Origin of the sequence: Halorubrum aidingense JCM 13560 (assembly GCF_000336995.1) — an archaeon.
In the GTDB taxonomy this organism is placed as follows: Archaea; Halobacteriota; Halobacteria; order Halobacteriales; family Haloferacaceae; genus Halorubrum; species Halorubrum aidingense.
The window spans coordinates 26257-39413 of record NZ_AOJI01000015.1 but is presented as its reverse complement, the minus strand read 5'-3'; the positions used below and the strand labels follow the sequence as shown (position 1 = coordinate 39413).

Below are 13157 nucleotides of genomic sequence, written 5' to 3'. Positions count from 1 at the left end.
TCATCGTCCGTGGAGTCGTCATCCGTGGAGTCGTCGTCCGTGGAGTCGTCGTCCGTGGAGTCGTCGTCCGTGGTGTCCTCGACGATGACGCCGTCAACGGCGTCCTGGTCGTCGAAGGCAGCCTGACGGAACGTAGCTTCGAAGGTGTCGTTCGCAGCCTGGTCGCTCAGGTCGAAGGACGCCTCGAACGTACCGTCGTCGTTGAGGGTCACTTCGTCGTCAGTGAGCGTGAAGCGCGGCGACGTGTCGTCGGTCGAGCGCAGGCGGACAGAGAATTCCGTGCTCGGGGCAACGTTCGCCGTACCCGTCACAGTTGCGTCCTCCGTGGCCGTCGCTTCGATCTCGTCGTCGTTGTTCACGTCGAAGTCGGCCTCGGCCTCTTCAACGTCGAAGGAGCCGTTTGCCGATTCGTACGCGTCTTCGTGCTCGTCATCTTCGAATTCATCGCCCGAGCCCTGCAGCAGGCGCTCGTCCTGAACGGTGAACTCAACTTCGTACTCGTCACCATCCTCGAACTTCTCGAGCTGGCTCTCGGGCAGCTCGTCGACATCGAGGAGGACGTAGTAGTTGCTCGTTTCGTCGTCGTAGACGACCGTGAACGCGTCCTCGAATTCGGTGTCACTCAGAGCGCTGACATCGACCGTCTTCGGGTCGGCGTTCCGGCCGGGGTTCTGCTCTTCAAGGACGAGGCTCGTCGCGTTGTCGCCGTCAGCACCGGAGTCGACGTTAGCGATTGCCTCGTAGAGCTGTTCGGTCGCAGTCTCGCCATCAGTGGACGAGAGGACGCCCTCCAGACCGCCAGCGGTGATCTGGTGGACGAGAATGTCGCTGCGACTGTTGTCTTCAGCGTCGATCGCGATCGTGTCGGTCTCGGTGACCGCACCATCTTCGACCGCTGTGTTCACTGCTTCGACAGCGTCTTCGTCGTCATCGTCGAGCGCATCGGCGAGGTCGTCCTGTGCGTCACCAGTGGTGCGCCACAGGTTCATCTCGGCCGGCGTGCGCTCTTCGATGAGGAGCGACGAGACGTCGTCCTCGTTGTCGAAGGCGTCTTCAGGGTTGTCCTGTGCCGCGGAGATGATCTCGTAGTCACCAGTGTCGAGCATCTGCTCAAGCGACTGAGCATCGCTATCCTGGTCCTCGAGAACGGCCTCGTCATCTTCGTCCTCCGCTTCGACGATGGTGACTGAGGTATCATCGTCGCCAGCGGTGTATGTGTTGAACAGGATCGTCACTTCACCGTCGGCGTCATCTGCATCGTCGACGCCGTCAGTGATGGAGATGTTTGCCTGGTAGTTGTCGTCCTCGGCGTCACCAATCACGACGTAGCCGTTCTGGGTGTCTTCGAGTTCGACAGTAATCTCAGCGATGTCGCCCTGCGAGACATCGTAGGAACTCTCTGCGAATTCAACGCCGCCTTCACCTGCTGCGACCACTTCGATCGAAGCGGTGTCCTCGGCGTCAGTGTCAACCGACTCGAAGGTGAATTCGTATTCGCCCGTGTCGATGTCAGTGAAGTTCGTTTCGAGTTCGTCGCTATCCTGAACGTCAACGAGAGTGATCTCGTCGTCGTCGTCTTCAGGATTCTCGACCGTGAAGTCGCCGGTCGTGTTGAAGATCGCTTCGAGCTCCTCGTCGTCGAGGTCGCCGTCGGCGCTCACGTTAAGCGAGTACTCGCCGCGGTTGGAGTCGATTTCGAGGTTCGTGGTTTCGTCGTCCTCAACAGTGTCGTCTTCGAACTCCGTGGTGAGCGTCTGGACACGAACTTCGAAGGTGTCCGACAGGCTCGGCTGGGTTTCGAGAGAGCCACCGCGCACGAAGTAGTCGTTAGCTTCGAGACCTTCCGTGTCGATGGTGACGCTGTCGTCCTCGTCAGCAACGAGGGTGTCAACGAACTGGCTGTTGGTGACCTCTCCGCCCTCGGAGGCAGTCACACGGCGCAGGTCGTACTCCTCACCAGCGTCGATCGTATCATTCGTGAAGGTCACTTCCTGGCCCTGGAACGGGTTGTCAGGCGAGTAGCCTTCGTCTACAACATTCAGCGTGATGAGACCAGACGTGTACTCACCGTTGCTGTCGGAGACGATGTCTCCGTTGGAATCAGTGACTGCCACTTGGTGTTCGTAACTGCCTGCATCCAGACCGCTGATAGCCGTGGACGCGTCGCCACCATCGAAGGTGTACGTCTGGCTATCTCCGGGCGTGATGTTATCTCCGGTAATATCAATCGTCTCAACGACTCCAGTTCCATCAACGATGAAGGAGAGGTTATCTCCACCAACATTGCTGGAATTGAAGTTCTCCGAAGCGTCGGAGTCAACAGAGACGGTTACTTGAGGATCTGGCGATGCGCCTGTAATGATCGTCGCTCCGTCAGTAGGAGCGTCGTAAGAGATCGTCACTTCGTCGGAGCCGGCTGCAGCAGCAGGTGCTGCCGCAAAGCCGACTGCAACCATGGAGACGACCATGATAGCCGCAAAGAAGACCGCGTTGGCCTTCGTGCGATAGTTTGTTTCGTTTGTCATTGTTAGTTTCTGGTCTGCGTCGCGCTGGCAGCTTTCTCCGTCGCCTCTCGCCCGACCGTCATCGACCTACACTGCGTCGAGGGCGCAACCGGACTCGGCTGTGGATAGTTACGTACCACGCGTTGCATCGGATCGGATAGGGGTACTGCATCCATAACACGCATCGGTTCTGGTAAATACTTTGTGTCTATCACCGAGCGTGTGAAAACCTACCAAACGGCGGCATACGCTCGTCAGGCGCCCGTTCTCGAATCGTACGATTCACCAGACTTCTCCTGGAACTTCATACTACCCGACACGTTCTCTCGCGACCGAGCCGCAACGCTTACAGCGCTTGCCGGAGTGTATTCATATGGGCCCGCTGAGGGGCGACGCACTTGTTCTCTGGGTAGGGGACTCGCGTTGCCCTTCTGGTTTTCACACTCGTGAGCTACCGCGCTCGCTATCGGATCTCCGCTTCTCACTCCCAGCGTGATCACGCGACGTCGTTGAACGCTGCGTCGATCGCCGCGTTCCACGATCCGAATCGGTTCACGTACGTGCGCGCCGCGTACGCGCCCTCTTCAGACATCTGTTGGAACGTCGGCGGCCGGCCGTCGCTGCCGGCGAGCCGTTTGAGTTCGGCGAGCAGCTCGTCGTCCGTGATTCGCTCTTCGGTTCGCGGCGGTGTCGGCTCGAACCCCGCCGCCTCAAGCCCGTCGTTCCACGTCCCGAATCGGCGCTTGTACGTCGACGCCCAGTACTCGCCGTGCTCGTTCATCGTTGTGACCGTGGGCCGCTCACCGAGCTCATCACTGAGTCGGTGGAGCTCGTCGAGGAGGTCGGCCGCCGGGATCTCGGGTTCTGGTGGGCGTGAGTCGAATCCCGCGCGCTCGACGGCGTCGTTCCACGAGCCGAATCGACGCGTCACCGTGGTGTGTGCGATCTCGCCGTGGTCTTTGAACTGCTGGAGGGTCGGTCCGTCCTCGGCGTCGACGACGTCGGCAACACGCCGAATCTCTGCGAGGAGATCCCCGTCGCTGTACGGCATACTCGTGGAACGTGTGGCCGCCAGTATGAGTGTTCGGGAGGAAGCCGGCGTGGCCGTCGCTGGGGTGACTCGAAACGGAAGCTGTTACTGCGAGAGGAGGATGTCGACAATCTCAACCTTAACGAGTGGCCCTCCAGATTCCGAGATTACTGAGTTTATCCCGACAAATAGGCACTTCCTGCTCAGACCTCTGACCTACTCGTCCGACTGAGCACTCAGGACAAGCACGGCAACGAGGCATACTGCGAGGACAATTACAATCCCTTCAGGTGACGTGAGGAACGAGCCCACCGACTCCGTGACTGTTGGATCAGCGGCGATCTCAGCAGCCGTCTCGCCACCTCCATCGGAGGTCGATCCACTCGACGTGGTCGAACTGCTCCCGCCATCGTCACCCCCGACTGGGGACACACTAGCAGCCTTCTCCCGCGCCTCTTCCGAGGCTATCACAGCCCCACCACCTACGACACCTACGGAACCTACGGCAGCGGCAGCCTTTCCTTTCCCATTCATACATTCGTCTCATCGACATGACTGGATAAACCCTCGGGAAAATGGCAGGTGACATGGGAGGGTTAATCCGATCCGTCCGTAGAAGGAGTCACGCCTCGACGACGTCGCCGATCAGCGCGACCGCCCGATCGCTCGGATCGAACCGGTTGTCGCTCGCGAACAGCGCCACGATCTCGTGGACGCCTTCCTCGCTCGACCAGCCCTCCCCGTCGTAGTGTCGCACAGGGTACCGAAGAGCGGACAGCTCGTAGTGCGCCCACAGCCGTGTCTTCTGACCGCCGTCGGCAGGCGTGAGACGGACGTGATACTGCCACTCGCCGAGAAAGCCCTCGGGTCGGTAGGCGTAGCTACCGACCTCCCACACCCGCGAGCCGTCGACGGCCTCAAACTGGATCGACGCGAGCGTGTTTGGCCACACTCTCGGCATCGACCGGAGCTCCTCGCGAACGACGGCGGGCGGCGCGTCAAGGACGCCGACGAACTCGCTCGCCTGCAATGGCATCCCGGTCTTCTCCGGGAGTTGGTCGGCTGCGGCCTCGAGGTCGACGCCGACGTGCTCGTCGACGACGTCGAGCTCGTCATCGTACTCGCCATCGGCGAGTCGGTCCACGATCGGGAGCACGGCCCGCCGGAAGCGCCATAGGTCGGGCCACCGGCCGACGTACTGCTGGGCGGCGAGCAGCGCCAGGAGCGCGAAGAGTGGGACGACGATCGGCCCCCAGACGTCGGCTGTGGCGATCGGATCGGTAGCGATGCGTCTCAGCGTGTTGGAAACGTGGAGTAACATTGGTAGTAATTGACGAACTGGGACAGAACCAAAACCTATTCACTGATTGACTCGTGATTAGTCAACAGGGACTGTTGGTTCCTGCTGGAAACGGGCTCTCTCCCCCCACTACCGGGCCCGTTTCTCTCCCTTCGATCTGCCCTCTGTCGACGTCGACCGTGCCTGCCCTTTGTCAGACGGGGGCAGATTCACGCGACCCGGGCCGCCATCCCCGGCGTCGCGTTCTCAACGAACGTAGCTACTGGTGAGTCGTAGCGTTGGGAATGGGTGAGCGCGTGTGGTGCCTCACGCCCGTCGCGCCCGCCGGACGATCATCAGTGTAGTCTCTACAGCCGCCGCGCCACACTCTCCACACGCTGGCGGACGTCGTCGATAACCTCTCTGGCCGACAGACGATCCCCGAGCCGCACATCAACCTCGCGCTCGGCACCTTCGATCTCTCGAACCACCTGCGGCCCTGCAGGCACGTCCTCAATGTCGAGCGCGCCGACGAGGCCGAACCCACGCTCTCGATCAAGCGTCACCCGTGCGCCGCGCTGCGGCTCCGAGAGCCGCGTCGTGATCGCGATGGCTGCCTGCGAAGCGAGCTGGCGCGTCGACGCCGACTCGACCGTCTCGCGGATCGTGTCTCCCGAGCCATCAGCACTGGGGAGCTCGTACTCGGCGGCGATCCGCGTCTCGAAGTCCATGATCACCGTGGCTCCGCCGTCGAGCGCGCCGCCGTCGACAACACCGATCACGCCCTCGTTGAAGAGGATCTCGTAGTCGTCGCCGATGGTGTACACCTCGCCCGTGTCGGGGTCAGCCACCCGCTCAGTCCCGGGCTGGATGTAGTCGTCACCGATATCGGCCAGGCCGTCCGGCGGGAGCTCAACCTCTTGATCGCGAACGCGTCGCGACCGGCCGTAGACGATCGTCTTCTCGACGACAGTCTCGGAGTCGGTCTCAGTTTGGTAGTCGAGCACCGGCGCCGACGTCGTCGCCTGCCGTTGGCCGGGCTGGGTCCACTCGACGGAGATCGTCTCGGCGGTGTCGTCCCACGCTAACTCGAAGATGAAACCGTGCGTATCGGCCAGCTGCTGGAGGACCTCCATCACTGTCCCGTCGTACGCCGACCCCTGTGCGAAGGGCGTCGTATCGAGATCGGCGAACAGGTCCACACCCGAGATCTCCTGGCGACCGTCACCGACCGCGGGCGACGTGGTCGCATCCTCGTCGAACCGCGAGAGCGTGACCCGTCCCTGCAGCTGTGTCGTGCCGCTCGCGAACGCGCCCTCCACCTCCTCTGTGTTCGATGCCGAAACCCACGTCTCGCCGCCATCGTTGCTGATCTCGACGGCGAACTGCCCGGCAGTGTTGTTCGCGTCGACGGTGAACCGCCCGCCGATCACCTGCTCGATGGTGGACTGGATCTCGGTCGTGATCTGGACGCTGTCGGGGTAGATCGGCGGGCCTTGGATGACGCCGTCGACGATCGCCGAGGCACCACTGCCGAGTGACCAATCGACTGGGTACGCGTCGTCGCCGGCGCCGAACCCGTCGACGATCCACTCGCCGTCAGAGCTCGCCGACTCATCAATCACTTCGACGCGGAGTGTGTGCGTGCCGGCGTCGAGGTCGTCCGTGACGGTACTCGTTATCTCTAGGTCGAACCACTCTGGCGCCCCCTCGCTCGTCGATCCTTCCAGGTCGACAGGGTACGTCCCGATCTCGGTACCGTCAAGATAGAACCTGACGCCGGGGTTTTCATCGGCGACAGGCTGCTCTTTGCGGATTCGTAGTGCAACGTTGCCGGCGTCCACGGCGTGCCGGACGTCGAAGTCCCACTCCAGGGCGTCGCCACTCTGTTCGAGGCGGTGTGCTCGCCCCCGCCAGTATGTATCCGGTTCGTCGATGCGTGCGAGTTGCGGCGTCTCGACCGCTTCATCGCTCGACTGCAGCCATGCGATGGGCGCCGTGGCGATCCGCGACGGGTTGAGTAGCAGTTCCACCGGGACATCGTTTCCCGTGATCGCGTCAATCTCGGCGAATGCACTCTGGTACGTCGTCGTCGTGTCCGCAGTCAGCACCGACACGTCTCCGCGAACGTCGGCCGCCGGGTCGTCGACGGTCTTGGCGTACGGCGTCTCCGTGTCGAGCAGCTCGCGAACCACGTCGTCGACGTCCTCGATCTGGCCGACGTCGAACTCGACGTCTTTGTCGAGTTCGATCCCACCGCGGCCGTGGAGGACGACCCGTCCAGGTTCGCGGACCGGCCGCTCGAACCGCTCGATCGGTAGGCGCTCGCCGTCCTTCCAGACGCGCATCTCCGCGCGTTCGAGCGTGTCGTCGTCCCAGCGCCCGGATTCGGGCACCGGGATCTCGACGCGCGGAAAGTCGTTGAGGATCGCCTTCGGGGTGGCGCCCTCAAGCACGGTCGGCGTGAGCGGGGCGTCTTGGTCCGGGTGCTCGATCTCGACGCGCCACCCCGATGCCGGGATGCGCCGGCGTGGGATCCCGAGGTCGTCGGTCGTCGCTGTGTCCGTGTTCGACACCCCTTCAGCGTACGGCGTATAGGCGCGAATACGGTAGCGTAGCTCGGTGTCCGACGGTGCCGTGTCGTCGACGAACGACTCGGTGTTCGGGCCGACGTCCTCGACGATGCGCTCGGGCCACCACCCGTCGTTGACGCGCCGCTCGCGGATGACTTCCTGCCCGGACTCGTTGTCGGCGTTATCGATCCACTCCAGTTCGACCTCCGTCTCGGAGATCGCCGTCGCCGTGAGCTCGGTGACGCCCGGGAACTTCGTCGTGATCGCGACGGGCTCGGTCCACGCACCGGTGACGTGCTCGGTCTCCGTGCGGGCACGAACCTCGTACTCTTCCCCATCGAGTCTGCCGACGAACTCCATCGAGAGTGTGTCGTAGGCGCCGACGAACTCGCCGAACCCCTCTGCCGAGGCGTCCCACGCGGATTGGCCCGTCTCGCGGATCTGGATGCGGACGTCGCCGTAGTTGGTGGGGGCGCTCTCGCGGTCGACGGCGACCTCGTCCTCGACGCCGTTCCCGAGGACGGGCTGGTCCTCGTCAGGGAGCGTGGTAGTGATTTGGATAGGCATTTACTGGTCCTCCGACTCTGCGTGGTCAGTCTCAGCGACGACGCGGATGCCATACAACTGGCCGTTGAGCAGGCCGTCGACCGTCGCCTGCTCCGTATCGCGTGCAACGGTTGTGTGGGTCACCCAGTCACCGCTATCGTCTTCGCGATACTCGACGCGCGTGTCGCCGTTGTTGTGTGTTGCGTCCCACGAGACGCCGAGATGCGTGTCTCCAGCCGCATCAGGGGCGAGGACAGTTGGCGCAGGGAGATCGGTTATCGCGGAATCGATTGACTCAGCGCTCGCATCGCCCGTATCACGCGTGAGTCGGTAAGTGTACTCCTCGCCGTCGAGCAGACCCGTGTCCGTGTACGTTGTCGCTGAGAGATCCGTGACGGTCGCGATCGTGGTCCACGTCGCGCCGTCGTCCTCGGAGCGCTCGATGGTGAGGTCGCCATCGGTGGAGTCGTCGGGGAGGGTGTACTCGACGGAGATCTCGCGTGCGGTGGTCGTGTCGAGGGTGTCGATCGTCGGCGACGGGAGCGGCGTCGTCGCGTCGACTTCTCCGGTTGGCTGCGACGGCGTGCCGGAGTAGATCGCCCTGACACGGTAGTAGTACTGCTCGCCATCTTCGAGGTCGGTGTCTGTATACAGCGACGCACTCGGCGTGGCGACAGCCGTGTAGTCGGCTGGGTCTGACCCTGACGACTCCGCGCGGAGCACCTCGTACCCGGTCGCGTCTCGGACACCGTCCCACGCGAGCGAGATTTCTGATTGGGCAGTGCCGGTGGTGACGAGATTCGTCGGATCTGTGTCGACGGCCTCGGTGTACGACCAATCAGACGAACCTCCAGAGTTATTCGCCCGGACACGGAAGCGGTGGTTGTTGTCGGACGGCGTCGCAGCGTAGGTGTATGACGTGTTGGAAGTGTTCGTGATCTGTGTGAACGATCCTCCGTCGATACTGAGTTGAACGTCATAGTCTTCCGAAGCTCCGCCGCTAGTATCTTCGCTCCACGTGACGCCGATGCTTTCGTCGCCGTCGACGGACTGTTCGGTGTTGTTGGGAGCTAGCGGCTGTTCTGTATACTCGATCTCGACGTTGTGTGAGTTACCAGTCCCGCGCTCGTTGGCGGTGACTGAGTCCAGTCCGCCGACGTAGTTGGATCCGCCGCCGCCACCTGCGCCAGCATATCCCTGAAAGCTAGCGCCGTCACCGTCCCCACCACCACCACCGTACCAACCTGCACCACCGCCGGCGCCATCACGATCGCGTTCCTCGCCGTCGCCGCCATCTCCGAACGACCCGTCTTGCGCACGGCCGCCACTACCACCAGATGTTTGGTCTCCTCCAAGACCTCCTGATACGGCGCCGCCGCCGCCAGAGCCACTCTCACCTGTGTCGCCCCCACCTGCTCCGCCAGCCCCTGCGTTTGAGTCGCCTTCTCCACCACCACCACCGCCTGCAGCAACGGCTACACGATCGGAGAGTGATTCGCCTCCTTGGCGAATATCAATAGAGTCCCCTCCGCCCCCAGCAGAGAATCCGTTACCGCCGAGTGAGCGACGTATGTAGAGTGTCTCGCCCGGGGTTAGAGTCAGCGTCCCAACCACACGACCGCCATCGCCTCCTAACGCGTCTGCATCCTCACCGGCTTCACCCTCAAGTGTTACCGTCGCTTCAAAGATACCATCCGGAACCGTGAAATCTTGCCCCGCAGTGAGCGTCTCACTCGGCATCTACAACCTCACCTCCTCTCTCGCCACAAGCCCCTGCTCGGCGCCGCTATCCACCTGGTTCGTCGCTGCGATTGGCTCTAACATTGTTTTGAGATCTGCAGGAATCGCTTCGTCCACGCTCTCGGGGATCCACACCTCCAACTCGGAGCGCCCGCGTTCGAGCTCGACGTCGAGCGCGTAGACGTCACCCTCTTGGTCGCCGGCGACGGCCTCGAACTCGACCTGTGCGCGGACGGATGCCTGCCCGATGTGCGTCAGATCGACGTCGGTGGGCTGCCAGTCGGTGTCGAGATCGGCGGAGTACTCCGGGAGCGCGACTGTGGTCCAGGCGTCGGCGTCGGCGTCGTACTCCTCGACGTCGAGGCTCGCCGTCTCGTCTGCGTTCGTCGGTTCGTCGATCGTCACTCGCAACAGCCCGTTTTCGCACACCACGCTTCCGGAGAAGTCGTGTGCCGTCGCGAACACGCGCCCCCAGGAGACGACACCGTCCTCGTCGAGCCGGTCCGCCTGCCCGTACGTGTCCCACACGCCGGGGTCGACGTCGCCCTGCAGATCATAGTCCAGATCGAACAGGTACACCGGCTCGTCGATCGCCTCGGCGGTCGCGTCGAACAGATCGACGGCGCCGTGTTCGGCGTCGACGGTCGCGACGGGAGTGGGACGCTCGCGCTCTGTGGGCGAGCTCGTCGCGTCGACGATCCGAACGCGCCGGGCGTCGGCTGGGAGTCCGACGATCGCGTCGGTGTCGTTTCCAAACGGATGGCCCGGATCGGGCTGACTTGGTGCGGTCTTCACAGCGAGGACGTGCCGCTTGCGCGTCCCGGCTCGTTCGAGGGTAAGCGTCACCGATTCGGTGGCGTCACTCGCTGCGAGGTCTGCTCCAGGAGGCTCGGCGAGTCGCGGGTCACGGCGTGTCGAGCTCGCAACGTAGTAGCCGTCGACGCCGGCGTGGGTACTCCCACCGAGCGGAAGCACGCCGATCGCAGGGTTGTTCCCGAGCGTTTCGAGCGCGTCCGCGTGCCACGTGGCGCGCCGGTCGCCGTTGAACGTCACGTCGACGTCGAACGACTGCGCGCTCACTCCGGTGGACTCGACATAGGTACCCTCGTCGAGGACGGCCGCGGTCGCTGTCTCGTGACCACCCGAGCGCGGGGCGATCTCGACGGTTCGGTCTGGCAAGTCAATGGTGTATATGTTCACGTGCTCAGTCACCTCCCCTGCCCGGCTTCAGCGAGCCGGGCATCCACGATCTCCTCGATGAACTGTTCGAATCCGCGCTGGTCGGTGTCGAGTCGTGTGTCGAGTCGCAGTCCGTCGAGCACCTCTCGAAGCGCGGTCTTGAACTCCTGCGTGCTCATCCCGGCGCTGCCAGCGCTGGGACTCGCAGATGTACTCGCGCCGGCGACGAGGTCGGCCGACGGTGTCGACGACGTCGACCCATCACTTCCGGAGAAGCGCTGCATGAGCGTCTTGAACTCCGCTTCGGAGACACCGAGTGACTCCGCGGTCGCACCACCCTGCTGTCGGGAGACCGCGTCGAACAGCGCCCCGTTGATGGCCGTCGGCGCATCCTCGATGTCGTCAGGGTCGCTGACGTAGCCGTCGACGCCATCTTCGAGCGCCTCGCGGATCGCGGGCGTCATCTCGCCTTTGATCTCTTCGCCGGCGTCGACGCCCATCCCGGCGCCGGGCGTCATGGCTGCGACATCGGGCTCGCCCGCTCCCTCGAACGACGCCGCGTACGCCTCGCCGGCAGCGGCACCCTCGGCTTCGACAGCGCCCTCGTCGATCTCGACGTCGTCATCGCCGAAGTTGATCCCTGGCAGCGAATCGATACGGTCGATGAGCCAGCCGATCTTGTCGCCGATCCAGTCGAAGACCGTGCCGACGACGTCCTGCACGCCGAAGAGGTTCTCACGCCACGCGAGGTAGAGTTGCCCGATCGGGCCGAGCAGCACGAGCATCCACGCCGGCGCCGTCGTGAACCAGCCCTTGATCCGTTGGAACGCTGCCTCGGTCGTATCCTGTATCCCGAGAACGTTGTTGTCCCACGCGTACCACAGGCCAGCGGTAGCACCGACGAGCGCGCCGATCGCGGCGATGATCGCCCAAATGGGAACCGTGATCGGGCCGAGAGCGACCTGCGTCGCGATCCCTGCGGTGGAGACGGCGCCGAGCGACGGGACGAGCGTGCTCAGACTCACGCCGGCGAGGGTGGCGTACGCACTGGAGAGCGCAGACGCCGACGTGACGAGCGTGCCGAGCCCCCAGATGAGCGGTGGGAGCGCCACACCGAGTGCTCCGGCTGCGAGGATGACCTTCTGCTGTCGGTCGGAGAGGTTGCCGAATCGATCAGCGAGCGTGCCGACGTGGCCGGCGAGCGTCGACACCATCGGCATGACGTCGGCGCCGATCGTGATCGCGGCGTCGTTCAGTTGCGAGCGCGTCTGTTGGAGCTCTGCGTTCAGCGTCTCGCGTTGTGTCTCCGCGAGGCTCTGTGTCGCCCCGGCGGAGTCATCGATCGCTGTACGGTATGCTTCGAGGTTCTCGGCGCCGGCGTTCAACAGTGCGTTCCCGGCTGCCGCCTGCTCGCCGAACAGCGCGGCAGACTCCGCAGCGCTCAGCTGCTCCGACTCAAGTTGCGCGAAGATCTCCGTCAGCGGGAGCAGGTTGCCCTGGGCGTCGGTCGTCTGGATGTTGAGCTCGTCGAGGACCTGCCCCGCTTCGCCCGAACGTTTCGCGAACCGCCGCATGATGCTGCTCAGTGCGGTCCCGGCCTCGGCGCCCTGGATACCGACGTCGCCGAGCCGCCCGGTGAGTGCGGCGAGCTCGTCGAGTTCGACGCCCATCGACGCTGCCGCCGGCGCCGCGTTCTGGAAGGCGGCGCTCATCCCCTCCATTGTCTGGTTGTGGTTGGTGACCGTCTCGGTCATCACGTCGGTCACCCGCGACATGTTCTCGGCCTCAATGTTGTACGCCGACATCACGTTCGTCGCGACGTCGGTCGCGTCGGCCATGTTCATCTGTCCGGCTTCCGCGAACGCGGCGACCTGCGGCATCGCCTCCATCGCTTCGGTGGCAGAGAGGCCGGCGCTCGCGAGGAAGTAGAACGAGTCGGCAGCCTCCTGGTGAGAGCGCGTCGTCGTTGTCGCCACTTCGCGGGCGGTCGCTTCGAGTTTCTCGCGCATCGCCTCGTCGACGTCGCCCATGACGGCGATCGACTGCTGCATCGATTGGTCGAATTGGGCTGCCTGCCGGACGGCGAGCCCACCCATCGCTGCGAGGGGTGCGGAGATCCCCATCGTCATCGAGCGGCCGGCCGACTGCATCCGCTCGCCGGTCGCTACCGCGCGGTCAGACAGTGATCCGAGTTGCTGATCGGCGTCGCTGACGGCCTTTTCCACGCCTGAGGCGTCCGCAGTGATGATCCCGCGGAGAGTGTCAGCGACGGCCATCGAGACACCTCCGGGGGCGACGTCTCCGCG

Annotated in this window: 7 protein-coding genes; all 7 read right to left on the bottom strand. The window is 63.8% G+C overall.

Annotation, left to right across the window (positions count from 1 at the left end; all coding sequences use genetic code 11):
- Positions 1-2525, bottom strand: a 2525-nt coding sequence (locus tag C461_RS03135; protein ID WP_152418301.1) for a DUF7827 domain-containing protein, incomplete at its 3' end; no start/stop codon positions are given.
- A 475-nt stretch (positions 2526-3000) separates the two neighbouring features.
- Positions 3001-3555, bottom strand: a complete 555-nt coding sequence (locus C461_RS03130; RefSeq protein ID WP_007998586.1) for a homing endonuclease associated repeat-containing protein — start codon at positions 3553-3555, stop codon at positions 3001-3003.
- A gap of 601 nt (positions 3556-4156) precedes the next feature.
- Positions 4157-4855, bottom strand: a complete 699-nt coding sequence (locus C461_RS03125) for a hypothetical protein (RefSeq protein WP_007998585.1) — start codon at positions 4853-4855, stop codon at positions 4157-4159.
- 326 nt (positions 4856-5181) lie between these two features.
- Positions 5182-7953, bottom strand: a complete 2772-nt coding sequence (locus C461_RS03120; protein WP_007998583.1) for a hypothetical protein — start codon at positions 7951-7953, stop codon at positions 5182-5184.
- Positions 7954-9672 carry a fibronectin type III domain-containing protein gene (locus tag C461_RS16145; RefSeq protein ID WP_080506240.1) on the bottom strand — a complete coding sequence of 573 codons (1719 nt, stop codon included), beginning with the start codon at positions 9670-9672 and terminating at the stop codon, positions 7954-7956.
- Positions 9673-10851 (bottom strand): hypothetical protein, encoded by a 1179-nt coding sequence (locus C461_RS03105; protein WP_239639084.1) that lies wholly within the window; start codon positions 10849-10851, stop codon positions 9673-9675.
- 29 nt (positions 10852-10880) lie between these two features.
- A complete protein-coding gene (locus tag C461_RS03100) occupies positions 10881-13127 on the bottom strand; it encodes a phage tail tape measure protein (protein ID WP_007998575.1) in 2247 nt (748 codons plus the stop codon).
- Positions 13128-13157 lie beyond the last annotated feature (30 nt).

What these genes read in the sequence shown, in the direction of transcription:
- C461_RS03130 (WP_007998586.1), bottom strand. Translation starts at nt 3,555, where the DNA reads ATGCCGTACAGCGACGGGGATCTCCTCGCAGAGATTCGGCGTGTTGCC.
- C461_RS03125 (WP_007998585.1), bottom strand. Translation starts at nt 4,855, where the DNA reads ATGTTACTCCACGTTTCCAACACGCTGAGACGCATCGCTACCGATCCG.
- C461_RS03120 (WP_007998583.1), bottom strand. Translation starts at nt 7,953, where the DNA reads ATGCCTATCCAAATCACTACCACGCTCCCTGACGAGGACCAGCCCGTC.
- C461_RS16145 (WP_080506240.1), bottom strand. Translation starts at nt 9,672, where the DNA reads ATGCCGAGTGAGACGCTCACTGCGGGGCAAGATTTCACGGTTCCGGAT.
- C461_RS03100 (WP_007998575.1), bottom strand. Translation starts at nt 13,127, where the DNA reads ATGGCCGTCGCTGACACTCTCCGCGGGATCATCACTGCGGACGCCTCA.